The organism is Coleofasciculus sp. H7-1 (assembly GCF_057473865.1).
Genome location: NZ_JBYCCT010000065.1, coordinates 41,882 through 68,316, shown reverse-complemented (window position 1 = coordinate 68,316; position 26,435 = coordinate 41,882). Strand labels below are relative to the sequence as shown.

Below are 26,435 nucleotides of genomic sequence, written 5' to 3'. Positions count from 1 at the left end.
AATATTTTCAAATTTCATCCGTCGTCATGTTACTTTCTTCCCTCTCAAAAATTACTGAATCTGTAGGTTGGCTTGAGGAACGAAACCCAACGTTCCTTACTGGGGATCGTTCCTCAACCATTCCCTACAAATTTTTTCTAATTAAAGTAGAAACAAAGAAATAAAATCCCGTTAATTAACATTCAACACCTGCCGATACGCTGCTAGAGCGTTTAAAAGAGAGTATTCCGCAGCCTTTCGCCGTAAAGCTTCAGAATTTGCAGGCTCCTCTAAAGTGCTAATAATAGCCTCTGCCATACCCTTAACATCTCCCACAGGTACTAATTTTCCATAGCGACCCTGTTCTAAAATCTCAGCAGGACCACTTTCGCAATCAGTAGAAACAACCGTGGTTCCTCCAGCCATCGCCTCAATTAATACAGTAGGCAATCCCTCAAATAAAGACGAGAGAACGAACACCGCCGATGCAGCCATGTAAGCATAAGGATTCGCCACAAACCCAGGTAAAGCCACAACTTCTGTTAAACCTAGTTCCTGCACCAAAGCCTCAAGCTGGGGTCGTTCTTTTCCCTCACCCAAAATCATCAACTTTACCGGACGATGCTGCTGCACTTGAGCAAAAGCGCGAATCAGCGTTGGGAAATCTTTTTGTTTTTCCAAGCGTCCTACACCCAAAATCACCGGAGGTGAATCCGGTTTAAACCAAGGATGATCCAAAGGTTCAGCAACTTTTTTAAAAAGTTCCGGGGTAACAACTGGGTTGTAGATTACTTTAACCAGTTCCTTAGACAAACCCAATTTTATTAAATCATCCGCCGCCCCTTGAGATACTGTAACAACTGCATCAGCCCACGGGTAAAACCAGCGTGCCAAATAAGGTGAAATTCGCCTTTTGAGTTGAGTTGAATTTTGAGACTCTATTGAAAGAGTGTTATGCACGCTAACTACCATTCGAGTAGATACGCCACCTATTTTTCGACTCCACAAAGCCACCAAGTTTGTATCTTCCAAAGCCGAAAGTAAAGCTTGCGGTTTGTTTTCTTTTAGATAGCGTACCAGCGCGGGAAGACTGGTTATTAGCCGCTTACCCTGCAAGTCTATGATGTTTACTTCTGGCGGAACCAAAGACAAAAAAGGTCCTTCGACCTTAACTAAAACTAAGTCTACGCTTAAACCTTGCTCGATAAAACCACGAGCCAAATTAACAAGCACTCTTTCAACGCCACCACCTTCCAGGGAGGTGAGAAAAATTGCCACATTAGACATCTTAAATCCGGCAATAAATTTTTACTAATCTTAATGAGCAAAAACTCTATTGTATACCTTTGTAGAGTTTAAGCAATTCTCGGTCAGAAAGAACGCGATCGCTCTTTGTCCCAATAAAATAATATCCTGATGCTGCATCAAATGTACCGGGCTTATCAATTAAGAAATAGTCAAAATATTTTAACCAAAAGGAAGTCAACCTGGTAAAAGCTTTCACCGCAGATTTTGCCGCATCAGACTTCACGAAACTCAAAAGAAAGTATTGATATGACCAAGCTAATGCCATTCCCGGACCACACACTGCGCCACTAGAAACTTCTTCAAACTTGCGGAACAAACGGCGATGTCCTAAATGGGTGAAGCGAGTAAAATCATATCTTCCCATGTGTACTTGTTGCATAAAGGGAGTTTCTGCGTAAACTACTCCACCTTTTTTAAGTACCCGATAAATTTCTTCTACACATCGGTTCGGATCTAGAACGTGTTCGAGTACAGCTTGTACAATTACCCCATCAAACGAGTTATCAGCAAAGGGTATGTCGTGAGCGTCACAGATTAATGCTGTACAAGGACCAAAAGAAACATCACTGCTAACAATTTCCAGATCGGGATTGGAAAAAACAGCTTCCATTCCATCTCCCACTATACCCCCACCAACTACCAAAATCTTAGGCTTTTCATTCTGCTTCATCACCACCTTTAAAAACTGGTTATAATTTGCTTTTCCCTTGATATTGGCATGAATATCCGGAAGTAGATTTGCAATAACCTTTTTCAATTTTGACTGGGATTGAAAATTGAAAGTTGTATCTTGACGATTTAAAAAGTCGCTAAAAGAAAAGATACTTGAAGACTCATTGATTAAAACAGGTATCCCATCAACCACAGGAAAACGAGCTTTACACTCAGAATTTATACATTCAAATTCCTCCTTGACCAATTCTAACTTTGAGTGGCAAATTGGACAATTGAGCAATTGTTGCGTATTTTCCGATAACTTCATCTGGGTATTCATGAAATAATCCCTCTATTTTTGATTGGTAGTACAAAGTAATTTCTCTGACGAAATGCATAACCAGCTTACCCTGATATTTTGTTATCTCGTTCCCAGGCTGAGCCGGGAAATGCTTACTGTGAGGCTACGCCTCACATTCTCCGCAAGTCTTTTGGTTGTGAGGGTGGAGGTACCTCCCGTTCCAGCGTACCCAGGCTCAACCTGGGTACGAAAAACATTAAGGAAAGCTTTCTATACCTGTTTGACTAACAGTTTCTTCCCTGAATCTTTCGCTTTCTTTCCTAGTTTTTACCGCTTGGACATTTCTTAAAGAGAAAGTGATTGAGACAAATAAAACCCAATAAATAGAGTTTGGTTCAACAATCGTACTCTCGGTGTAATTATACATAGGCAAGAACGTTAAGTAGATTAGAGGCCATAGAGCTTCTGATGTTTTACTTGAACGCACGTATTTTATTGCCCGTATATAAGCAAAAGCCATACTAAGCACAAAAAACAAGGCTCCTAATAAACCAATTTCTACTCCTATATTGTAAAAGCCATTGTGAGCCTGATACACCCTGTAGCGAAGTACGCGCCACACATAATCTGACTCTCCTCCCTCTATCCAAAACGCTTGATACCCATAACCAAACCAAGGACGCTCCCAAATTTTATGCATGACAGCTTCCCAAATCTCTGTACGACCGCTGAGGGTAGGATCTTTCCCTAAACTAAACAGCAAATTGTCCCAACTGGCTACAGTAAATGTAGCCATACTTCCACCTATTAATATCAAAGTGATGAACAAGGGAATTGCCAGGTTATCGCTCCATCGCAAAGCTCTATACAGAGGTAACAGAATTATCAGAGTAAGAAAGATAACCAGGGCAGTTTTTGAAGTTGAAAGTATAATTAGAGCAGCTGCCAGACCAGCAACACCAAACGCAAGGTAGCGGTACTTGTTGCGAAGATCCAGAGCAGCGAGTAAGGGAGGAAACGCACATACAAGCATCAGCCTAGCAAAGAGATTTTTGTGTAACAATGGTCCTCGCCAAGCTCCCGAATGAGTCCCATTTTCTATTCCTGCCCCTCGCAAACCTAGCGTATACAATAAGCTAAATACTGCAACTATACCCAACGCCCACGCTATTATTTTTAATTGCTCTTTTAAGCTAAAGCGGGAAGCAAGATACAATCCAAATAAGGTTGTTATTAATGTAAATATGCCAGCTTTTCTCGATATAGCTGGGAAATCAGACCACAGAAATGAGGTGACAATAAGTCCTATCAAAACTAATAAGAATGGGTCTCTCAGAGCAGGGCGAACAACACTTTTGAACCGGGCAATAATAAAGAATAAAGTTGTCGCATAAATCCCATATTGTAGCAGTAACACCATACGGTCAAAGGAGGACGAGACGTAAAAACCGTATCCTGGTACGCCCTCAGACACATTGTAATAGCTGGCAAAATTCAAGACACCTGTGAAGACTACCAGGGTAAGAATGGCGAATCTTTTTTCAACGAAGTTTAGGAGGGGATTTACAGTTTGAGCTGGTGACATAAGGAAGGAAAATTAATCGGAATTTTCTGATGAGCTGCTAATACCATTTTGGATTTTGGATTGACAAACCCTTGTCTGTAAAGGATTTCACAATTTTAATTGCAATTCCAAAATCCAATGGTATAACTTTTAACATTGAGAGTCCGTACTTGCGATCGCGCTAACTTCAAGACGCGCCTTCAGACTTTGCTCCCCTGATACTTTTAATGTAATCTCTCAGCTTTTGGTGCGTACTGGGCAACAAAGCCACCACTACTAATCCCAGCGCCGCCCACCATCCTAACTGATAAGCAAACAGAGCAGCAGCAAAAGCACTCCACCACAAGCCAGTCAGTCGATAGTCTGGGTTGCCAATATCCCGCACCAAGTAGAAGTGAATTACAAGGTAACTCGCCAGAGTTACTACCTCAGCCCAACCGTATCCTATTAATCCCAGGCGGGGTAAAAGCAAAAAGGCTGCTCCCGCAAAAAGAGCCATGTGTACGACGTGAAAGGCTGTAACTTCCCAGTTTCGCCGCAGAACGTAGAGTGCTGAGGAGTGCATATTAAACAGGGAGTTGGTCAGGTAGCCCAAGGCGATAAAAGGATAAACTTGTACTACGGGAAGCCAGCGATCGCCAAATACTAGAGGAATTAGCCAAGGACCAACCCAACTAACTCCGACTAACAGCGGTCCCACTGCTAATATCTGTAAACCCATGCCTTCAGTTACAGCCTTTATTAGGCGTTCTTTGTCCCCCTGCAAGCGGGAGAGGGTAGCGATAGAAATTCGCCAGGTTGCTGCCTTGACAAAACCAAGAATCTCGATAATGCGAATGGCTAAAGCCACGTATCCCACCGCTTCCGCCCCGGCGAACCTACCTACTAGCAAGGGGTTGATTAGGGTACGCAGTTGCCACACCCAAATTGATGCGGAGAAGCTCATGCTGTACCCCCACATTTGCTTAACTAAATCCAAGTTCCAGGCAAAGCGGGGACGATAGCCTGCACTCCAGTAGAGTAGTGCTAGAGTTTGAACTTGCTGTAGCCACCATCCAGCCACCAGCGCCCAAACTCCGGCTCCCCGAAAAGCCATTGGAAAGGCTATCACGTAGTAAAATAATTGACCGAGAAGTTCAATTAAAGCTACTCGCTTGTAATCTAGATTCCGCTCTAGCCGAGCCAGCGGTACTTGATTGAGGAGAACTACGGGAAGTCCCAGAAACAAGACTTGCGCTACCGGGCGAAACCCTTTGATGTTCACCCAGCTTTCTATTAAGGGAAGCGCCAAAAAAGCTAAAAGCATTCCGGCAACCGCTTGCAATAGCAGCAGGGTAAAAGCTTGGTGGTATACTCCTAGTTCTTCTTCCCCTTCCCGCCGCACCAGATAAACTTCAATGCCTAGCTGGCTGAGCATCTGAAGGTACAAAAATATACTGATAGCGGCAGCGTACAGTCCGTAGTTCTCTGGGCCGATGACCTTGGTAACTAGCATCACTCCCGCCAGACTGATGAATACTCCCAGTCCCTGACGCAGTACCAGGTAGATTCCTCCCCGCATGACTTGAGTTTTTAAGCTCATGCTTGTCGTCCCTCGAAGTAGCAAATATTGCCGGGAAAACCTTGATGTTCTACCAATGAAGACTTCCAGAAAAAGAGATTTATAGATAGCGATCGCAGCTTGGGAGTCTTTAGCGGCGCAAAATTAGGGAAAATCGGTAGAATGCTCATCATTTTTTTGAGCAGGTGGCTCAGCTCCAGCACATTTTTCTCCTCAGTTTGCCTTGGTTCGTCGCTACTGTATCAGTAGACTGCCTTCTACAGGTCGTCAGCATATTTCATAGAATAAATTAGTCAATTGCCAATAATGCTAGTACAGACTGGCAAAAATATCTCAGCAGCAGTTAAAGTTATTGTAATTGGGTGCCAATCTCTTGCTAAGCAAGCAAATTTAATTTACCACAGACAACAGCGTGCATTCGTGAGAATTTTCCCCCGAAGTTTAAAGCTTTTATAAAGACACTTAATATTTACACATTTGGCATTGAGCTATGGAAGGCTTGATAATTTTTCATTAGAACTTGAAATTTATGAGTAGATAACTCAATTATTCTCTGCAAAATGGCTGTAATCGTACCAGTATTTAGTCAATCATGATATTACAACTTCTCCATCGGGCTGTGGCTCCTGTTTTTATTGGCATTATGCTTGGGTGTACTGCTAGTAGCAACCAACAGCCGATTGTAGGCGCGGGTCTTGTGTCCGCACCGATTGCACCAACTTCCTACGTCGCTGGGGCAAATGGGTATCGCTGGGCTAACGTGTCGATAGGAGGCGGAGGGTTTGTAACAGGTGTCTACACCCACAACGCACAAAAGGATCTGGTTTATATCAGAACCGACGTTGGTGGCTTTTATCGCTGGAATGCCGAAGATAAAACCTGGATTCCATTAAATGACAGCTTCAAAAGTCAAGAGAAAACATATTACGGGGGAGAAGCGATCGCCACAGATCCCAACAACCCAAATATCGTCTACATGGCAGCAGGTAAATACTCCCAGTGGCAACCCAAAGGGTCAATCTTTAAGTCCACAGATCGAGGTAAAAACTGGACTAAACTAAACATAGACTTAGGGATGGACAGCAACGACGAGCATCGTTGGGCGGGAAAAAGGCTAGCTGTCAATCCAGCCAACTCCAACGTTATTTTCTTTGGTTCGCGGCACGATGGGCTGTGGAAGTCTGAGGATGCAGGCGCGACATGGGCAAAAGTCGCTTCTTTTTCCCCAACTTTTACCAAAAGCGTTGGCATTTTGGGCATTGTGTTTGACAACCAAGTACCAGGTTTAGTCTATGCCAATGTTTACGGAGACGGCATTTATCAGTCCACTGACACGGGTGTTACGTGGAGCAAAATAGCGGGAAGTCCAGCACAAGCACAGCGAATGGCTGTTGCTAACAACAGTATTCTGTATGTAACCCACATGGCAGGGGTTAGCAAGTATCAAAACGGAACTTGGAGCAACATCACCCCAGAAAAAAAACCAGCAGCTTTTAATGCTTTAAGCGTTAACCCTCTTACACCCAACGACGTACTGGTAGCCTTAGGTCAATCTACCTCTACTAAAATCTACAGAACCTCAGATGGTGGTGTTACTTGGAAAGAGTTAAAGGCATCGATAAAGCATACCGTTCCTTGGTGGGACGACTCCATGTTTTCCTTGTGGACTTCCGCGATTGAGTTTGACCCAAAAGTTCCAGGGAAAGTATGGTTAACTGACGGGTTTGGAATTTGGCAGACAGACAATATCAACGCCAATTCGGTCGTTTGGACTAACTATGAGCAAGGACACGAAGAGGTAGTTGCTTTTGCTCTAGCTGCACCTCCCAAGGGCGCACTCTTGTTGAGTGGGGTAGCCGATGTAGACGGTTTCTATCACAACAATGGACTTAACGCCTTTCCCGCCAAAAGGTTTGAAGGTATTTCTCCCATAAATAATGCCAATCGCGACACCTACGCGATCGCCTACTCCCAAAGCGACCCTTTGCGCCTCGTTCGCGTTGGCGGTTCGAGGTGGAACTCAACTTATACAGGAGCAACTTCAACAGACGGCGGATTAACATGGAAGAAGTTTGCGTCATTTCCGGCATCAATGCCACTGCGCGTAGCTATATCGGCAACTAACCCAAATTTGTTTGTTGTAGCTGTAAGTCTTGCTCCACCCCTACGCACCACCGATGGCGGCGCATCATGGAGTGCAGTGTCAGGACTACCTAATGGTCCAAAAGGCCCGTGGTATTGGGGTCAGCCCTTGGTGGCGGATAAAGTAGATGGCAATACTTTTTACTATTACAGCGACGGCAAAGTTTACCGCAGCACTGACACAGGTGCATCTTTCAGCGTTGTCAACTCATCCATTCCAACTATCGATCAATATGCTCAGTATGCGCTAAAAACAATTCCAGATGCGAAAGATGAAGTCTGGCTCAGCCTAGACTGGGAAGGTTTATTCCACTCCACAGACGGTGGCAAAACTTTCGCTAAGTTGCCTTCAGTAGAAAAGGCGCATTTGTTTACTTTCGGGAAACCGCAGACAGGAAGTACAACTCCGGCGCTTTATTTGTATGGAAAAATTTCTGGTCTGGGCGAGGGAATCTTCCGTTCTCTCGACAGAGGCAAAACTTGGATAAGCATCGGTTCTAGCCAAAATCCCATCGGTGGGGAGCCAAATGTGATGGAGGCGAGTTGGCAGCAGTTTGGCTTGGTCTTCATTGGCACCAATGGCAGGGGCATCTACTATGGAACTCCTAACGATTCCAAGGAGCAGGCTGCTTTATCTTCCGCGCCCGTACACGCAATTCGCCCCTGAATATTGGTCAAATTTATCCGCCAAGTACCAAGGCATTAGCCTTTAACAGATTTGGGAACCTCTAGACGGTTCTTCCGCGCTAGTAACACTTTCTGTTAAAGAATTATTTTGTAGTGCGGTTACTTCTGACAACACTTGCGAGACGAGAGATTCAACCATCATCAAGACTACCGAAAATGCCAATACTACGAAACCAGCAGCCGTGAAGATAAACATTATGCTCAGAGAAATTAGTTTCTTGATAAAGGCGTTCATTTTTATAAATAGCTTTGTTTACCCCTCTAGCATATAAAACAGTACGTGGCGTTGACATCAGTGAATTTCTTGAATTAATTGTAAAGAACTTCTTTATAAACCCGAAAACCTACGGGGATACTTTTAAGTATAATTTTCAACCAGTAAATTTAAGGGTTCGTGATTAATTTGTCCTGAAAGCTAAGTTTTATAACTTAATGGTGCTAGTACATACGTAATTGAGTGTAAAAATACGTGTCGCGCTTATAACATTGGTTAAGTCTGTGTTAACGGCTATTTTTCGGTAAAAGAAATTCAAATACAAAAAATAGTAGGGACGTACAGATAGCTGTGCGTCCCTACCACTGACGGAAAATATTAAGTTATATTGCAATCTAGATATGCAACAGCACTCTTAAGCCTTGGCAGGAGTGTTTGAAACTGGAATTGGTGGTTTTGCTGGCACAAACGTGGTGAGTGTGTTGTACAATTTCAACGTTTCGGCAGTAATCTGGTTCCAGGTATAGTTTGCTTGTACATAACTCTGGGCGTTTTTAGCCATTACCGCCAATTCCTTCTGGTGATTGATTGCCCATTCCAAGCTGCGGAGGCAGGAGTCTACATTTTTCACCTGGAAAAGCATCCCCCGGTCTTTGCCGATCAATTGCTGATGCACGGGAATATCACTACCGAGTACGGGAACACCTTCCTGCATTGCTTCCAACATTGATAGAGGTAATCCCTCCAACTCAGAAGGAAGTACAAACAATCCCGCGCCCCGAAGGATTTCTGCTAGACGGGGACCTCTAAGTTCACCTGTGAATATTATGTTCTTGTTATTCGCCGCCATGTCGGTTATCTTCGAGGTGAACTCATTGGTATCGCTGGTACCGCCCACCATGACGAGTTTCCATCCTTCTTGCTGAAGATTTTGGAAGGCTTTGATGAGTAAGTCGGGACACTTTTCCGGCACCAGTCTACCTAAAAATAGAATATAGCGTCCCTGTTCTAGACCTAGCGAAGTTCCATAAGCAAAAGTAGGGTCTGAATCACCCATATTTGAGGGTGCGTTAGGAATATAAATTGTCTCTTTACCGTAAGTTTGCTTAAAGTATGAGCGCAGTTCCTCTGAGACGACGATCATCTCATCAGAGAAGCGGACAGCAGCGCGTTCGCCGCGACGGATTAGGTCGCTAGAAGCTTTGTTCCATTTGGCACGTTGCCAGTCTAAGCCATGACAGGTAACAACAACTTTTGCCGAGGAGGCAATTTTTGGCATCCAGCTAAAGAGGGCTGGACCTAAAGCGTGGAAGTGAACAATATCATAACGCTTCGCATTGGAAGCGATCGCTCCCAGCGCCGAACTCAACAGAGCATCCATTCCCTTGACATTTAAGCTGGGTATGGAAACAACCCGCACACCATGAACATTATAGTGACTCAGTGAAACATTTCCGGTGTATGAGGAACGAGCAAACAAATCTACTTCGTGACCCTGTTCAACCACCCGCGAGTAAATTTCTTCACAGTGATGCTCGATTCCACCCTGTTTAGCAGGCAAGCCTTTCGCTCCAATTACGGCAATTTTCATTGTGAAACCCCGGTAAAGCTTTTATGATTAATCTGGTTGGTAGATAAATTCCGCTGTTGCCAGCGGCTTAACATATTGCTGTAGATATCACCCACGACAGTCTTGGCACTGTAAGGTTCGGCAGCCTTAACACAAGCCTCGATTGGATAATCTCCACTGTTGTGCAGTACCTTACGCAAGGCATCTGCAATTGCCGATGGTGTGCGCTCCTGGCATACCACTCCACTCTCAGCAGTGAGTAGATTTGGCGTTTCCCCGCATTGGGTTGTCACCACTGGCGTACCGCTGGCAAGTGCTTCGAGAACGACCATAGGAAGACCCTCATAGGCGCTAGTTAGTACAAAAACACTGCATACACGTTGCAACTGTGCAAGTTCTGCCTGGGCTAATGCACCCAGCAGCGTTACCTGTCCGGACAATCCAAGGCGGGAAATCTCAGAACGTAGCTTATCCTTTAAGTCTCCATCGCCTGCTATGAGGAGGTGAACATTTGCATCGTTCAGGGCGGCAATGGAGCGGATTAGCAGTACGGGATCTTTTTGGGCGTGAAGGCGACCAGCAAAGAGAATAAAGCGCGTATCTTCCGCTAAACCCATCCGTTGTGCAAGTGTGCGCCTACCTTCCTCTCGTTCATCGTCAGTTAATGGGTAGCAGATTTCGTTATCTACTGTGTTTTTGACGTAGGAAACGCGCTCTGCTATTTCTGGGTAACGCTGCTGGTAATGTTGCACCGAATCGGTGTTGCACGACAATATTTGGGAAAACTGGCTTACAAGATAGCGTTCGATAGCAAAATACGCTGCTGGAAAACGTTGCCACAAAATAGCATCTTTCTTGTCCGCAGAATTTACCTGCTTTTGAATATCGTTGTGAATAAAAAGAGTCTTTTCTCCTGACCAGTTGCGAGTAAAAAGCGTCGGTTCCAGCCTGTGAAAGTGCATGAAATCCGAACTCAAGTTACGATCCAAAAGGGCAGCCGTATATTTAATAGTGGTTGGTACTAATTTTTTAAAGTTATCGTTTTCTATGAAAAACAAGGGCATAAAGCGGATTTCTCTGCCTGCCAACTGGGTGTCTCTCCATACTCCTATGGGTTGGGATGGATCATTCTCCGTTCCTACCAGCCGGATTTCAAACTCGCTGGGAGCGTATTTGACAAAGGTGCGTATGACTGTTTGAATGCCCCCGATGCTAATGCCATTAGGATTGAACTGGTAGAAGATAGTCAAAACAGGTTTACGCATAATTATAAAACCTATATATAGCTAGGTGTGCTGGTGGTTTTTTTTGAGCAACAAAGATTAATTTAGCAGCCTGTTAGTAGATTTATTTCAGCATGATTGCTTAGCTTACTTGGGAATCTGAGATTCTCTTCAGCGTTATTGCTTAGATTACTGTAAAGCACTACGCAAGTAAATTGAATTTGCCAGATTTCACAGAGACTTCTCAAATTCCATACTTGACTTCATGGCAAATTCATAATCAGGTTTAAAACTCTAGGAAGCCAAAAGATTCACTCGATCTAACATTGCCTTATAATTTCGTCCCCAAGCCGAAAAACCCTGGTCAAGCCATTCCTACGCTTTTGGCAAATCTAATATTATGCCAAATCGAACCTGCTACTACTACTATCAAAAGTAGGAAATTACAAAATCCTCCTTAGGACAGTTGCTGGCTGATTTGGTTTCTCCGTAGAACTACTTAATAAGCTCGTTCTTGTATAAATTGTACTTTTGTACTTTACAATGAATTTTCTGAGGCATCGGATATAAACTACTAATGAAGTCTGCATTTAAAAGTGTAATTTGACATCCACTACACAAAAAAGCAATTTTTTTAATATTCTTCATTAAAAGATATATTTCTTGGTTTATCCGCAGTAGCAGCCTGCCTAAGGAGCGAATTTGCTGGAGTTTCCGATCGGGAGAGGCTGATCTACGTAACGGCATTTAAGCAAGTCAGGACTCGCCGCACATCACCACATCTGCCACCGGCAACCACAGGGGGATTGAACCCGAAAAAACGCTATATGTATAAGCTTTGCGTAAGTCCTGCAAGTATATAAACTTAGCTGCCTTCCTTGCCAGGAAAGGGGACTCGCCCCTCTCCCGTAAAAAAAGTTTTCCACTGCTCCTAATACGGTTAGGATAAGATGATTTGCCATAAGCGTATAGAACGTCCCTACAACAGTACGCTTATGGTTCGAGCTAGAAGTATTTACGAATGCCCGTTTAAGAGCGATCGCTATTTTTTGGTGTCTTAGCGGTCAGCATTTTCGGCGTAGTGGCATCTTCCTTGTAGTATGCCTTGGCATGGTGGAAATAACTATCAGGTTCGTTTTCCACAATCACACCATTGACTACCAAACCCAAAACCTTGTGACCTGATTGCACCAAAAATTGCTTACAAGCAGCAGCACTGACAGTATCAACCACGCCTGGGCGGACTACCAATAAAATACCATCAGTCATTTTGCCCACTGCTAGAGCATCTGCCACCAGAACGATTGGCGGCGTATCAAGGATTATAAAATCGTAGTTTTTAGAAAAATCTTCAATTAATGCAGCCATCCGCTTTGAGTCAACAAGAGCCAATGGATTAGGAGGAATCACCCCAGAAGGAAGCACATCCAGGTTATCCATCACTTCTCGCACAGCCATCTCAAACTCAGCTTGATTAACGATGACATCGCTCAGACCAATTGCATTAGTCAAGTCCCAGATATGATGCTGCATGGGATGGTGCAGATCCGCATCTATTAATAAAACTCGTCTTCCCAGTTGAGCCATAGCTATAGCCAAATTGGCACAAACCGTAGACTTGCCTTCTTTAGAAACAGAACTTGTCACCGCAATGACTTTCAGCTCTTGATCTGGAGTGAGAAACTTCAAGTTTGCCTGAAGCATTCGGTAAGCTTCACTGATAACCGAATGTGGATTATCTCTAACAGGAAGCTGCGGAACAATTCCTTCTAGTTTCTTACTGCGAAAAGTAACTTTTTTCTTCAAAGAAGGAATCATTCCCAAGACGGTATATTTAAATAACTCCCGCACCTCCTTGGCAGTTTTGATGGTTGGATCTTTCAGGTCTACAAGGAAAGCAGTAATTACATAAAGCAGACTGCCTGCCACAATTGCGGCAGCTAGGATTATTACCTTGCGAGTACCTACGGGCTTTTCTGGAACTGTAGCGGCGGCAATTAAACTAGCGTTGCCTACATTTTGATTTTCCGCAATTTGTACCTCTTGAAGATTTTTCAAAAGGATTTGATAGGTAGATTGTGCGGCTTCTACTTGCCGTTGGAAATCCCGCTGACCCTGTTGCAATCTGGGTAAAATGTTAGCTCTTTGTTTGTATGCAGATTGAGCGCGAGATAGAAAACCGACTTGATTAGCCAAACCTAAGCGTTGCACCTCTGCATTAACTAATTCTGCGGTTAGTTTTTGTTCAAATTCACCAATTTGTAAATTTTCTCCGGACACTTGTTGGTTACTGCCAACAACCTGCGTTACTCGTTCCTGTAGTAAAGCTTTTAATGCCGCTTGTTTACTTTCGAGATTAATTATTTTGGGGTTTTCATCCTGAAAACGGGTGCGCTCGACTGTCAACTCGCCTTCAATTTTTTGGAGTTCTATCAACACTTGCTGAACTGCGGGAGATTGACTAAGCGAGTTTAGTGTCATAGCCCGCTGTGAATTCAGACCTATCTTATTTTGGAAGGCGGCGACTCTAGCAGTTGCATCTTCAAGTTCAGCCTGAGTTTGAGCTTTTTTGCTGTCTAGCTCTGCGATCGCTTTTACAGCTGAGCTGGCTTCTTCTTCTATAGCTACAATGTTATTTTGTTCTTTGAAACTACGCAAAGCTGCTTCTGCTTGACGAACATTAGCTTCAGTCTTGGGTAGCTGCTGAGTAATAAATTCGCGAGCCGCAGCTGCTTGAGCGCGGTTATTAAGTATGTTCTTCTCGCGATACAGACTCATAACTTTGTTGACTATCTTTGCAGCTTCTTCGGGATCTTTGCTTTTAAAGGATATCTGCAAAACATCGGTTCCTTTGATACCTTTTACCGTAAGCTGTTTTAGGAAATCAATAGTTTTTAGGGGGTCTCCCTTTTGGTCTTTTAGCTTTAGGGAATTTATCGTCTCTTGTATCAGAGGCTCAGAACGGACTATCTCTGCTTCTGTATCCAGAGGGGTATTCAAGACGTTTAGCGGTTCCAACTGTCCGATTTTTGCTCCTGCCTCTGTGACTAAGGCAGAAGTCGTATTTTGCTTCTTAAACAAAAGCCTTCCTTCGGCTTCATAGGTAGGCTTTTTTAAGAACGCAAATGCGGTAGCTAGTGTAACTGTAAATACAAAGACGGTGGTGGCGGGTAGCCAACGCCGTTTGAGGATAAGCCAGTATTTCTTAAAATCTATATCTTCTGTGTATTCTCTAGTTTCCATAAGAGGCTCGTGTAGGAGAGTGGTAATAAGGTTGTTTTGGAGGCAGGTGTATTAGTCGCCCCCAGAAGCGAGTCCTTGCAGTGTAGACTATTTCCTCGCTTATCAAGAGGCAGCATCTGGCAGTTCTTACTCAGCCGACAATTGTATCCTAACAAGGCTAGTGAAAGTTAGAGCGATTAAAACTATTAATCAATCAAAGGATGAGCTTAAAGCTGTATGCAGTAGCATCCGGCTGGCAGCTCTAGATAAGACGGATTAACAAGAGCTGGCTGTGAAATTTGTTTTGATGCTGACGGACAACAGGACTATGGCAAAGAGTAGAAGTGCGATCGCATTGGATTAAAGCACCTCTAAGCTTACATCTTAAAGCAGGATTCACTGCGCGATCGCTATATAATCACGCAAACAATTGAGTCCGAAATATTTTTGGTCATATCTGAGGCAGTTTTTGGGACGCGCAGGGCGGAGTAATTGGAGGATTAATTTATCATAAATATTTGGGAACATATTTCTGATTTGTGCGATCGCTCTCCAAATGCTGAGATATGTGTATAAACATACAATTATTCTTTAGTCAATGGTATTACCACCAGCCTTAACAAATAGGACGATTGCCAGGATTCACTGCATGAATATACTTGCTGCCTGAATGAGGCCGTCCCCATTTATAAGCGGCTTCCTCTGGCTTTCCCCAACCCCGTTGCAAGACAATTTATAGGAAATCTAACTTCCAGCAATAACAGGACTTACGCAAAGCTTATACATATAGCGTTCTTGTCGGTTCAATCCCCTTGTGGTTGCTCTGAGATGTGGTGATGTTGCGTAAGTCCTGAATAAAACTAGCTCTCCTGCCTCTATTTCCCCTGGTTGCCCCTCCAATAGTTCACAAATTTCTTTTTTTTAAGGCAACTAATTGTGAGTCATATTTGGGATTGTGCATTTGAGCTTTCTTCCAACTCATCCGGGCTTCTTTAAATAAATTGTAATAGCTTTGCTTCGATGTGCTAAATGAATACTTCTCAACCCCCCTCCCTACACTCGTTTTGCGACTTATGGGTAAGGCATAGTTGCGAACAGAGAGGGCTGGAGGTGGGGTTCCGATTGCCGGTTAATTATGGGTTAATTAACCGGACATAATATAAAAACGCGATGTGCAACTTGTGTTAGTTTCCCAATAAATTGGGGATAACTACCGAACTCACTGAAAAAAAGTTGCACGCGGCGTGAGTCAAATTGCCTGACTACGGCTTAATCAAATGTTGCTCAAACTTGCGATAGTTACCAATCAACCTTGCCCGCTCAAAAGGGGGATAAAACAAGATTGTTCCCAAAGGTAAACCAACTGCCAAAACAGCGCCCATCACCAAAGGATTTAGCAATCCAACTTGGAAGCCAATTCCTAAAGTCATGCCTAACGCCATTGCTAATAGCGACACCCCAATCGCTAGATTGGTACTAAATCCTCTTTTCAAACAACTAACTGCCAGACTCTGTGCCCCAAATCCAGCCATAAATACAGCAAAATCCACAGCTTCAAACCCAACCGCCGCCGAATTTGCCGCTCTAAATTGCTCGCCAAACCCCGTCACAAAAAAAGCGACAATTCCCGCCACCAACAAAGCCACAGCCGCGTCTACACCCGCAAACTTAATTTTATACCTGGATAGAAGCTTAGCGACGAACACAGCCCCAGCCGCCGCCGTAGCCGCCGCTGCCACACCAAATGCAGCGACAAACAGAGTTACAAACCCAGCCATTACCACACCCATCGCCCCAACTTGGGCAATCGTTCCGCCCCAAGCTATTCCCTCAACCCAAGCCGCCGAGGCAGCAAGTGTCACCAGTAAAGCGAGAGCAATATAAGGTAGTTTTTTGTTCGCAATCGGAACTGGCGCAGTCTGAATCTTAACAGTAATATCGTGAGTTTCTGGCAGAGAATTTGTGTGTAATAACAGATGACGCTCGTAGGTTTTATCTGCCATCAATCGGCTGGTATTCACATTGATTTTACACTTCGCCTGATTGCTCTCAAACTTAACTGAATCAAAAGAAATCCAAGTGTGAGTATCTGGTGTATGGGGTGGATCGCTTTCGTGCGGTGCCACTTGCCAATTTCCTTCCAGAAGGGTATCAGGAATCGAGTTCGTAACTGCGATTGTTTGAGTCACCCTTTCACCTAATTTTCTTGCCTTAAATTCTAGGATGGGTTTACTCAGCTTTGCTTCTGGTACGCGAATAACATAAATAGGCTTGAGTGCTTCCAAAGCGATCGCTGCGTTAGGATAGCGGTCTTTTAGTTTGATTTCCACCATCTTTTGCAACCAGTCAATCCACCGCAGACTGAGTTTGGGAACGAGATGCTTGAAATTAAGGCGATAATCATCATCAATTAACTGGCTAATTTCAGCAGATTTGATTCCAGTTAGTAAGCAAATCAGCGTTGCTCCCAAACTATATAAATCTGAGGCTTCAGTGAGTTGACGATGGAATAATTGTTCGGGCGGCATGAACCCTAAAGTTCCTTTTGCCACGCTGCTCATCGTCACTTCGCCATCCCCAATTCGAGCCAGACCAAAATCAACTAAAAAAACATTGATGTTGCCATCGACCAAGATATTTTCGGGTTTAATATCTCGATGGATAACAGTGGGAATGCGATTTTGCAGATAAACGAGAATTTCTAATAAAGAGACCGCAATTTTCTTAATTTCATCGGGGTCGAAGCTACGGGGCACGGCTAAAGACGGTGCTTTTTTATACTCCTGAACCATACAAAAGCCATCGGATGTCTGGAAGGAATCCAGGTAGCGGGGGATTCCGGGATGATTCAGCCCCTGTAACACTTGAATTTCGCGCTGGTAGGAGTCGTAGTCTGACCAGGTGGCGTTGATTTTAGCAAACTGAAACCGTTTAATGACGGCGGGTTGCCGTGTTTTCAGATTGAGCGCCAGGTAGGTTACTCGACCACCGGCGCGGTTGTGTCCTAATTCTCGGACGACCTGATAACCGTGGCTGGATAAGTCTGGAAAGTTGCTCATGTGTGAGAGAACGAACGCAGGTTGAACGATTCTATGCAACCGCTACGCGAGCAGTTGCAGTTAGCGGCATCCGCCAGAGCGAGTAGCCTGCTCCGGCAAACAATAGACAGCTGATAAAACGAAGTAGGTGTACGCCTTTTCCGAGACACCATCTTTCTCTTCCCAGTTGTCCTTTCTCATCCTAGTTCACCAGCTTAGGAGTAGGAATTTCTGTTTTCGCTGTGAAAGTTCATAAAGGCAAAGTGGGTAAGCTACACCTAGTTAAGAACTTGATATCTAAGGATTGTAATTATGACACAGCTATTCAGTTGCTAATCTGGATATTTCTAAGGAAGTTAATAATTCGAGAGGTTTGGGTCGTCTAGGGTTGGGCGCAGCGATCGCTGTTGCGCTAAGAACCTCGCATTGATTAACCCGAATGGGCGATGAAGATTTGGTTACAGTGTTTGTACAGTGAAGTTAGCAACTGAAAAGTGGTTTTAATTATGCGTCAGCTCCTGGGCACTCTTTCTCTATTGGGACTTCTACAATATTTTCCAGCCGTTGTTTATGCTCAAACACAACCTGCTTCAGACGCCCCATCCGATCCCATCGAACAGGTGATTGCTGCCAAATTAATGACTGCATATCCAGATGGACAGTTTCATTCAGAACAATTCATCAGTCGTGCAGAACTTGCCTCAATTTTGGTCAAGACTTTTAAACTTGATAAACGAGCTGGTGCCACCCAACAAGAAGTTATTTCAGTTCAAGATGTACCTTCTTCCTACTGGGCATATAACGACATTCAGACAGTTTTAAAAACTGGCATTATGAAGGGATATCGGGGAAATATGTTTTTCCCCAACCAAAAAATCAATCGCGCTGAAGCTTTATCCATCTTTGCCCAAGCTCACGGTGTATTTCAGTTTCCGACTGACACTGTTGCCAAAATTCTTGCAAAGTATCCAGATTCAGGAAATATACCGGATTGGGCTAAAAAATCGATGGCAACTGCACTTTATGAGGGATTTGCCAATACCGATGAACAAGGCAATATTAACCCTCTAAATCCGATGACGAGAGGAGATATGGCTTACGCCTTGAGTAAATTTTTGGAACGGCAAGAAGCACCCGCACCGCTGTTAGAAGAAGATTTGCCTTCTCCGGCTAGCTTACCAATCCAGTAAGTTCCGAAAAACCCATTTTCTTTGAGAAAGCGAGTACCTTTAGCCAAAAGCCCTATTTCTTCAACCGGGAGAACTTAGAACGCTACACGGATGGCGTCTATTGTCGCCAATGCCCCCTCTACGATCATTGTGACTTTGAGGGCAGCTACGATGAACTAGAGAAGCGATCGCTTTTGCCAAGGAACACAATGCCGATAGGATCGTTACAACAGAAAGTCCTAGCCCCCGGTTTGCCCACATTTGCGACAAAATTAAGGAATCGCTGCCTATCGAAGTGTTACCTGTTGAGCCGTTTGTGAAATACGACGGATATATTGACCTTAAACGCTTTTCTCGCTACTGGCGCGTTGCCGAACGTTATGTTTTTGATTAGCACTAGGAGACTATTGTGAAGAATACAAGAATTAGGAGTTTGATAGCGATCGCCCTTGTCTCTTCAACTGGAACAGCGGCTTATTCCTGTGGGGAACCACCCAATACTCAGGCATCGCTGCCAATTCAGCAGCAAGTAGGGGAAGTGGTGTCGCATTTAGTGGGAGTCATGGATACTTCCGCACAAGCGCAAGCCAAACCAAAAGCCCCAAATGTAAGAATGACGACTTGCAAAGTTAGTGTCGAGGATACTAAACAAAATCCCCAGGCAGTTTTTCTCTATCAAGAACAAGCCATGTCTCAGAATCTTGCCAAACCCTATCGGCAGAGATTCTTGAAAATTGCCCCCGCTGCCGATAATCAAAGCATTGAATCGCAATCATTTAAACCCCCAACTCCAGAAGCTTTGATTGGTTTGTGCAGTCAGCCAGAAGCCCAGCGCGTTGTCAAGTTGAGCGACGTTGGTTCTGCCAAGTGTAGCGTATTCTTAAAGCGTGAGGATGATAAATATGTTGGCGAAACACCGGAGGCGGGTTGTCCCAGCGACTACAAAGGCGCTGTCAAGGTAACAAATCGGATTGTATTGCATTCTACTGGCATGGACACATTAGATCGCGCTTTTGATGCCGCAGGAAATCAGGTTTGGGGTACAAAAGGCGAACCTTATCAGTTTCGGTGGGTTAAGCCAAACGCGAGTCGCTGAATTGCTAAATTATATATCTTCTGAAAGAAGCTGGCTTGCAGCGATCGCATTCTCTCAGCTTCTTTCCAAAAAACTAAAATCTATGGACAAACAAAAAGGCAAATTCACCGGCTGGACGCATATCAGCTATGAAAAAATACCGGAAAATCCGAATAATTGGAATTTGAAAGAATCAGATTATCGCGCTTTCAAGAAAACTGATTGGGTGGTAACTGAAAAAATTCACGGAGCCAATTTTTGTATAATTGCAGACGGATCAGACGTTCAGTTTGCCAAGAGAAAAGAATTATTGCAGCCAGACGAAGACTTTTTTGGATATCAAACACTTGGATATAAATTAGCCCAACAAGTTAAAGAAATATTCAATATTATCCAGGCGGAACGTCAGGGAACGTTTAGAGTTTCTGTGTATGGGGAATTGTTTGGAGGAGAATATCCCCATCCTGATGTAGCTGCTGTTCCTAATGTCCAGGCTGTCCAAACAGGCATATATTATTCACCTAAAATTGAATTTTGTGCTTTTGATATCGCTGTTGAAGAAAATAGTAGCGCTGCAAAACGAGATTATATAGATTATGAGAAAGCGCTAAAAATATTTCATAAAGTAGAAATGCTGGGTGCGAAACCGCTATTTATTGGGAAATACGAACAAGCGCTTGCACAGAATATAGAGTTTGATTCTACCATCCCTGCCTTATTAGGTTTACCAAAATTGTCATTTAGCAATAAAGCGGAAGGCATTGTCATTAAACCTGTAAAGTCAATCTATATAGATACTCCCAAGGGAAGAATCAGACCAGTTTTGAAGAGAAAAATCCCAGAATTCGCTGAAGAAAGCCGATTTCATCAGGCAGAGAAATGGACTAACCAAAAACCAGCAACAGCTACTAACTATTTTAGTGATGAAAAATGGTTAAAGGAGGCGATGCTTGCACTGGTTACAGAAAATAGATTGATTAATGCTATATCGAAAGTAGGGCGAATTTCTGGTAAAGATACAAAAAGCCTGGAGAAAGTTTTTCGATTGTTCGTAAATGATGTATTAGAGACATTTAACGAATCTTATGAAAGCATTTTAAAAACCTTACCTGAGAAAAGTCAGCAAACTCTAATGGAGCAAGTGGAGCGGGAATCAAAAAAATTGGTTAATAATTACTTCAAAAAATAATATCTAAGGACAGTTGTAGGGTCAGCAGTGGTCAACTAATACTCGATCTGGAGCTAAGGATGCGATCGCACTCCAGTCTTCAATGACTACCCTGGAATTAGAGTTCCCACATTGTTGACATGAAATCGATACGTTTCTTGCTGCTGCTGCTCATCCTGACTACAGCAGCCGCCTGTGACTCAACTCAGGCATCCCTCGACCCCCAGACAACCCAACCAACCGAGCAACCGACAGAAACTCCGGCACAGCCGAACCAACAGCTTTCCCAAGCGGCTCAGACCAAAAACGTGGTGCGAACCGAACCACTCACACCCCAACCGATTCGCATCACCCTCAATAACTTACCCAAACCCTACGCCAGCGACAGTGCCTCCAACTCGCCCAACGTGGTGCCCATCCCGCAAAACCCCGCCCTGCGCGTCCCGGCTGGCTTCGTCGTCAACGTCTTTGCCGACAATCTAGACAGACCCCGCTGGCTGGCACTCACCCCTAACGGCGACGTGTTAGTCACCGAAACCCGACAAAACCAGATTCGCCTGCTGCGCGACACCAACGGCGATGGCGTCGCCGATGTCCGCCAAACCTTCGCCAGTTCTCAAAATGGGGTAAATATCCCCTTTGGCATGACCTTTGCGGGCGGATACTTCTTCCTCGGCAACACAGGCGAAGTCCGGCGGTATCCCTACACTCAAGGACAACAGCAACTCACCGGGACAGGCGAAAAAATCGCTAACTTAACCCCCGGCGGCTACAACCAGCACTGGACGCGCAACGTCGTTGCCTCACCCGATGGGCAAAAGCTCTACGTCTCAATTGGGTCGGCATCCAACGCTTCAGAAGAACCCATACCCCGTGCCTCTGTACAGGTGATGAACCTAGATGGTTCCAACCAGCAAACTTTTGCTTACGGTTTACGCAACCCAGTCGGACTCGACTTTCACCCCACCACTGGCGAACTTTATACTGCCGTGAATGAACGAGACGGACTGGGCGACGACCTGGTACCCGACTACCTAACCCGCATCCAACAGGGAGAATTCTATGGCTGGCCTTACGCCTACCTGGCACCAAATCTTCTTGACCCGCGTCATCTGGTCAACGGAAAGAGCAAACGTCCCGACCTGGTAGCAAAAACAAAGACGCCCGACGTTCTCTTCCAAGCCCACTCGGCTGCTTTGGGATTGCAGTTTTATGACGGCAATACCTTTCCCGAAAAATATCGCAACGGCGCTTTTGTCGCCTTTCGCGGTTCCTGGAACCGTAACCAAGGCACCGGCTACAAAATTGTCTTTGCCCCCTTCTCTAACGGGCGTCCTCAGGGCTACTATGAAGATTTTCTCACCGGGTTCCTGCTTAACCCATCTGTCCCAACCACCTGGGGGCGTCCGGTGGGTTTACTCGTGCTACCTGATGGGAGTTTGCTGCTGACGGAAGAAGCCAATAACCGGATTTACCGCATCCAGTATCGTGGCTCTTAACTAGTTGTTAATCGCGGCTCGAAGAACTGCCCCATGCACCCAAAACCAGTTAATCAATTCGCTGTCCTTAAGCCCGCGAAGACGGGCTTGGTTTGTTTAGCCGCGACTTCAGTCGTCGGAGTGTTAACGCTTGGCTTACCAACCCCAGCCCAAGCGGCAAACTCCAAAGACGTGCAGAAGTTGCTGACGCTGAAAACTTGCCCTGGATGTAACCTGAAAGATGCCCAACTCAGGGGAATTAACCTCAGAAATGCCGACTTGAGGAATGCCCAGCTTGACGGTGCCGACTTGACGGCTGCTGACCTCACGGGCGCTAAGCTAGAGGGTGCCCAGCTCAACGGTGCCAAACTAACTGCCGCTAATTTGGAAAAGGCGAACTTGAGACAGGCAAAATTGGCGGCTGCAAATAAAATTGTTGCTGATTTAACAGACGCTAAATTGCGGGGGGCAAACTTATATGCAGCTAACCTCACGGGCGCTAAGCTAGAGCGTGCCCAGCTAGCGCAAACTCAACTGAATTTTGCCCAGTTAGCAGGTGCAAATCTCGGACAAGCCAATTTGATAGAAGCTAATCTTTCGGGTGCCAATTTAGGCGGGGCAAACCTAAAAGATGCTCAGATGCAAATTGTTAACTTAGCAGGTGCCAACCTCACAGGTGCCAAGTTGAATAATGCCCAGTTAGATACTGCCAATATGGATAGTGTCAACTTGAGCAATGCTGACTTGAGTCAGGCTTCTTTGAATAATGCTGACTTGAATGGTGGAATTCTCACGGGTGCCAATCTGCAAAAAGGATCGCTGACAGCAGCTAATTTGCAAAGTGCTACTCTCACGGGTGCGAATTTGACGGGTGCGAATTTGACGGGTGCTGGTTTCAATCGTGCGAATTTGACGGGTGCTAAATTCAACGATGCTGACTTAACCAATGCCAAACTGCCGCTTGCCAACCTCACCAACGCTAATTTGGCGGGTGCTAATCTCCATGATGCTTATCTGGATAGTGCCAACTTGAGCGGTGCCAACTTGAGCGGTGTAAACTTGCGCGGGGCGAATTTGCGGTCTGCCAATTTAAGCGGTGCGTCGATGATTGGCACCAATCTAGAAAGTGCCAATCTGATGAATGCTATTTTGACAGGAGCCAATCTGAGTTACACCAATTTCAGCAGTGCCGATCTCAGGGGTGCCAATTTAGGAAATACTAATCTGAGTTATGCCAACTTGACTCAAACAGATTTGGGTCAGGCTAGCTTAGCGAATGCCAACCTGACGGGTGCCAATTGGAAGGATGCTAAGCTCAAAGGTGTCATTGGATTGAATGGATATTGAGCGATCGCATTCCATCCCCGTTGACTCTTTTGTTCCGACGCGCATGGCTAACAAGAGAGCGTCTTGGCAGTTCAATCGATACTCATCTCCTCAGTTGGCTACCATCCCATGAAACCAGGAATCCTCGCTACCGCCCTGTTGATGCCTGTCTGCTTTGCAGTGTCGGTCAAAGCAGAGAATCCAGAACACGTTCAGAGATTATTAATTAATAAAGAATGTCAATTTTGTGACTTGAGCAATGTGAACTTGACCGGGTATGACCTAAGCGGTGCCAACTTAAAGGGTGCCAATCTCAAGGGTGCCAATCTCACCAGTGTCGTGCTAGCCGGTGCCGATCTCACAGCAGCCACCTTGGAGAATGCTAATCTGAGCAATGCTGTTCTAAATGGAGCTAACCTCAGCGGTGCGAAGATGCGGTTTGCGAAGATGCAGTATGCGAGTCTACAGGGGGTCAAAGCGAAGGAAGCATTTGACGTGACGGGTGCCGATCTCACCGGGACAATTATGCCTTCAGGTCTAGTCTACAAGCCGGTTACTGAGGCACAAAAGAAACCGGCACCTGAGACCGGGCAACCCATCAACCAAGACCGCAGGGAACCGATGAATCCGTAAAATTCATAAGTTTTTTAGTATAATATCTACACAGTAGAGAGGGGAAGTGGCTCCAAAGCCCTAATAGGAGTTGGAACAAATGTGATAGTATCCCTTTGCTTTCGTGTTACACGCAGTCCTCTTCTGCTCTCCCTGAATTTTGCCCCATGCAACTGCGAAATCCCCAGCGCCGGACAAAAATTGTCGCTACGATTGGCCCTGCTACCAGTAGTCCAGAGGTCTTACGCGCTTTAATTGAAGCGGGTGCGACGACCCTGCGCCTCAACTTTTCTCATGGAACTCATGAAGACCATCAGCGTAGCATTCGCTTGATCCGCCAGATGGCTTTTGAACTGAATCAGCCGGTGGGCATTTTGCAAGACTTGCAAGGCCCCAAAATTCGTTTGGGACGGTTTGAAATGGGGTCTATCGTCCTCAATAAGGGCGATCGCTTCATCTTAACCAGTCACCTCGTCCCAGGCACCCAAGAAATTAGCTCTGTCACCTACGAACCTCTAGCAGATGAAGTCCCGACCGGGGCAGCGATTCTCTTGGATGATGGCAAAGTGGAAATGCGGGTGGAACAGATAGACCGCACGGCGCGGGAATTGCACTGTCGCGTTGTCGTAGGCGGGCCACTTTCTAATAACAAAGGAGTGAATTTCCCTGGCGTCTATCTGTCAATTAAGGCGCTGACTGACAAAGACCGTAAAGACTTGATGTTTGGTCTTGACCAAGGCGTTGACTGGGTAGCGCTGAGCTTTGTCCGCAACCCCCAGGATGTGCTGGAAATTAAAGAGCTGATTTCCAGTGCTGGTAAGCAAGTGCCGGTGGTTGTCAAGATTGAAAAGCACGAAGCCATCGACCAAATGGAAGCCATTCTCTCGCTCAGCGATGGTGTCATGGTGGCTCGTGGTGACTTGGGCGTTGAATTGCCTGCTGAGGATGTCCCGATCCTGCAAAAGCGGCTGATTGCAACATCGAATCAGCTGGGCATTCCGGTAATTACGGCAACTCAGATGTTGGACAGCATGGTGAACAATCCCCGTCCCACCCGTGCTGAAATTTCCGATGTCGCCAATGCGATTTTGGACGGAACCGACGCCGTGATGCTCTCCAACGAGACAGCGGTAGGTAAATACCCCATCGAAGCGGTGGAGACGATGGCGCGAATTGCCGTGCGGATTGAGCAAGAACAAATCGCCCGTAACGTGCGGGGCACCACTCGCTCGATCACGAATGCTATTAGTCAGGCGGTTGGTCAAATTTCCGAGCAGCTGGGGGCAGCAGCGATTATGTCGTTGACCAAAAGCGGTGCCACTGCCCGAAATGTTTCTAAGTTTCGACCTTCTACGCCGGTTCTGGCAGTGACTCCCCATGTGGACGTGGCGCGGCAGTTGCAGATGGTGTGGGGCGTGAAGCCGCTTCTGGTGCTGGATTTACCTTCAGCGGGTCAGACGTTCCAGGCGGCAATCAACGTGGCACTGGAGAAACATCTGCTGGCTGAAGGAGATTTGGTGGTGATGACTGCCGGGACGCTCCAAGGCATCTCTGGTTCAACCGACCTGATTAAAGTTGAGATGGTGACATCAGTTCTCGGCAAGGGAATTGGGATTGGTCAGGGATCGGTGAGCGGTCGAGCGCGAGTGGCTTGCACTGCTAAAGAGGTGGGAAACTTTAATCATGGGGAAATTCTGGTGGTGCCCCGCACGAATGCCGATTTTGTGGAAGCAATTCGCAAGGCATCTGGGATTATTACTGAGGATGAAAGCCTAACCAGTCATGCGGCTGTGATTGGCTTACGCCTTGGGGTGCCGGTAATTGTGGGCGTCAAGAAGGCGACGGAAATTATTCGGGATGGAGCGATTTTGACGCTAGATATGCAACGGGGTCTGGTTTACTCTGGTGCTATGGCAGGGACTTCTCCGACGACTGCGGCACTGCCGGTTTAAGCGCGATCGCTTCTGTTGATCTCTTTTGTGCGATCGCTCCTTTGACGAATTGCTTTCGTCGCAGAGGACACAAACACACATCGGCAACGAGAGCGATCGCTCATTTCCCCCAAACTTGCACAATAAGGTAAAAAAAGCAAGAATTTAATTTTTAATTATTTGTGTTTAATTTTTAATTATTTGTGTTTAATT

19 protein-coding genes and 3 pseudogenes are annotated in these 26,435 nt (G+C 45.4%); 10 read left to right on the top strand and 12 right to left on the bottom strand.

The genetic code is table 11. The features are described from left to right. Positions 1–171 precede the first annotated feature (171 nt). The 5 genes from AC2VDX_RS16455 to AC2VDX_RS16435 form a co-directional block, all read right to left on the bottom strand. Positions 172–1,266: a glycosyltransferase gene (locus AC2VDX_RS16455; protein WP_378184131.1), complete on the bottom strand. Its 1,095-nt coding sequence runs from the start codon at positions 1,264–1,266 to the stop codon at positions 172–174. Between the two features lie 46 nt (positions 1,267–1,312). Continuing rightward, positions 1,313–2,281, bottom strand: a complete 969-nt coding sequence (locus AC2VDX_RS16450) for a methyltransferase domain-containing protein (protein ID WP_378184133.1) — start codon at positions 2,279–2,281, stop codon at positions 1,313–1,315. Between the two features lie 217 nt (positions 2,282–2,498). Beyond that, positions 2,499–3,827, bottom strand: coding sequence for an O-antigen ligase family protein (locus AC2VDX_RS16445; protein ID WP_378184135.1), 1,329 nt, complete (start codon positions 3,825–3,827; stop codon positions 2,499–2,501). Between the two features lie 166 nt (positions 3,828–3,993). Further along, the gene (locus tag AC2VDX_RS16440; RefSeq protein ID WP_378184137.1) at positions 3,994–5,388 is read right to left on the bottom strand and encodes an oligosaccharide flippase family protein; all 1,395 of its coding nucleotides are present in this window, start codon (positions 5,386–5,388) and stop codon (positions 3,994–3,996) included. Beyond that, positions 5,385–5,570, bottom strand: coding sequence for a hypothetical protein (locus AC2VDX_RS16435; protein WP_378184139.1), 186 nt, complete (start codon positions 5,568–5,570; stop codon positions 5,385–5,387). The genes AC2VDX_RS16440 and AC2VDX_RS16435 overlap by 4 nt, the downstream gene beginning before the upstream one ends. A 389-nt stretch (positions 5,571–5,959) precedes the next feature. Here AC2VDX_RS16435 and AC2VDX_RS16430 point away from each other — a divergent pair, with 389 nt between their 5' ends. Further along, a complete protein-coding gene (locus tag AC2VDX_RS16430) occupies positions 5,960–8,176 on the top strand; it encodes a hypothetical protein (RefSeq protein WP_378184141.1) in 2,217 nt (738 codons plus the stop codon). Between the two features lie 151 nt (positions 8,177–8,327). Here the strand turns inward: AC2VDX_RS16430 and AC2VDX_RS16425 are convergent, their stop codons facing one another. From AC2VDX_RS16425 to AC2VDX_RS16400, 6 genes and pseudogenes are all read right to left on the bottom strand, one after another. Next, the gene (locus AC2VDX_RS16425; RefSeq protein ID WP_378184143.1) at positions 8,328–8,489 is read right to left on the bottom strand and encodes a hypothetical protein; all 162 of its coding nucleotides are present in this window, start codon (positions 8,487–8,489) and stop codon (positions 8,328–8,330) included. A gap of 336 nt (positions 8,490–8,825) precedes the next feature. Beyond that, positions 8,826–10,001: a glycosyltransferase family 4 protein gene (locus tag AC2VDX_RS16420; protein WP_378184145.1), complete on the bottom strand. Its 1,176-nt coding sequence runs from the start codon at positions 9,999–10,001 to the stop codon at positions 8,826–8,828. Continuing rightward, positions 9,998–11,245: a glycosyltransferase family 4 protein gene (locus AC2VDX_RS16415; protein WP_378184147.1), complete on the bottom strand. Its 1,248-nt coding sequence runs from the start codon at positions 11,243–11,245 to the stop codon at positions 9,998–10,000. The genes AC2VDX_RS16420 and AC2VDX_RS16415 overlap by 4 nt, the downstream gene beginning before the upstream one ends. A 987-nt stretch (positions 11,246–12,232) precedes the next feature. Continuing rightward, positions 12,233–14,446, bottom strand: coding sequence for a GumC family protein (locus tag AC2VDX_RS16410; protein ID WP_378184149.1), 2,214 nt, complete (start codon positions 14,444–14,446; stop codon positions 12,233–12,235). A gap of 831 nt (positions 14,447–15,277) precedes the next feature. After that, a pseudogene (locus AC2VDX_RS16405) lies at positions 15,278–15,446 on the bottom strand (winged helix-turn-helix domain-containing protein); the annotation flags it as partial. Positions 15,447–15,687: 241 nt separating this feature from the next. Then, positions 15,688–17,484 (bottom strand): serine/threonine protein kinase, encoded by a 1,797-nt coding sequence (locus AC2VDX_RS16400; RefSeq protein WP_378184151.1) that lies wholly within the window; start codon positions 17,482–17,484, stop codon positions 15,688–15,690. 485 nt (positions 17,485–17,969) lie between these two features. Here AC2VDX_RS16400 and AC2VDX_RS16395 point away from each other — a divergent pair, with 485 nt between their 5' ends. The 9 genes and pseudogenes from AC2VDX_RS16395 to pyk all read left to right on the top strand — a co-directional run bounded on the left by AC2VDX_RS16395 (position 17,970) and on the right by pyk (position 26,243). Continuing rightward, on the top strand, positions 17,970–18,653 hold the full coding sequence (locus tag AC2VDX_RS16395) for an S-layer homology domain-containing protein (RefSeq protein ID WP_378184153.1): 684 nt from the start codon (positions 17,970–17,972) through the stop codon (positions 18,651–18,653). A gap of 29 nt (positions 18,654–18,682) precedes the next feature. Next, positions 18,683–18,835, top strand: a pseudogene (locus tag AC2VDX_RS16390) (FAD-binding domain-containing protein); the annotation flags it as partial. Beyond that, positions 18,811–19,026 (top strand): annotated as a pseudogene (locus AC2VDX_RS16385) (hypothetical protein); the annotation flags it as partial. The pseudogenes AC2VDX_RS16390 and AC2VDX_RS16385, both read left to right, overlap by 25 nt. A gap of 15 nt (positions 19,027–19,041) precedes the next feature. Beyond that, positions 19,042–19,728 carry a chromophore lyase CpcT/CpeT gene (locus AC2VDX_RS16380; RefSeq protein ID WP_378184155.1) on the top strand — a complete coding sequence of 229 codons (687 nt, stop codon included), beginning with the start codon at positions 19,042–19,044 and terminating at the stop codon, positions 19,726–19,728. After that, entirely contained in the window at positions 19,649–20,896 is a 1,248-nt protein-coding gene (locus AC2VDX_RS16375) for an RNA ligase family protein (protein WP_486928206.1), read from the top strand. The genes AC2VDX_RS16380 and AC2VDX_RS16375 overlap by 80 nt, the downstream gene beginning before the upstream one ends. A 119-nt stretch (positions 20,897–21,015) precedes the next feature. Next, the gene (locus tag AC2VDX_RS16370; RefSeq protein ID WP_378184159.1) at positions 21,016–22,374 is read left to right on the top strand and encodes a PQQ-dependent sugar dehydrogenase; all 1,359 of its coding nucleotides are present in this window, start codon (positions 21,016–21,018) and stop codon (positions 22,372–22,374) included. Between the two features lie 33 nt (positions 22,375–22,407). After that, positions 22,408–23,700 carry a pentapeptide repeat-containing protein gene (locus tag AC2VDX_RS16365; protein ID WP_378184161.1) on the top strand — a complete coding sequence of 431 codons (1,293 nt, stop codon included), beginning with the start codon at positions 22,408–22,410 and terminating at the stop codon, positions 23,698–23,700. Between the two features lie 63 nt (positions 23,701–23,763). Then, positions 23,764–24,312, top strand: a complete 549-nt coding sequence (locus tag AC2VDX_RS16360; RefSeq protein WP_378184163.1) for a pentapeptide repeat-containing protein — start codon at positions 23,764–23,766, stop codon at positions 24,310–24,312. A 146-nt stretch (positions 24,313–24,458) separates the two neighbouring features. After that, positions 24,459–26,243, top strand: a complete 1,785-nt coding sequence (gene pyk / locus AC2VDX_RS16355) for a pyruvate kinase (protein WP_378184165.1) — start codon at positions 24,459–24,461, stop codon at positions 26,241–26,243. On the opposite strand, the gene AC2VDX_RS16350 is transcribed toward pyk, so the two are convergent. Continuing rightward, complete coding sequence (locus tag AC2VDX_RS16350) at positions 26,240–26,383, bottom strand: hypothetical protein (RefSeq protein WP_378184167.1); 144 nt, start codon at positions 26,381–26,383, stop codon at positions 26,240–26,242. The two genes, pyk and AC2VDX_RS16350, sit on opposite strands and share 4 nt — an antisense overlap. Positions 26,384–26,435: the final 52 nt, after the last annotated feature.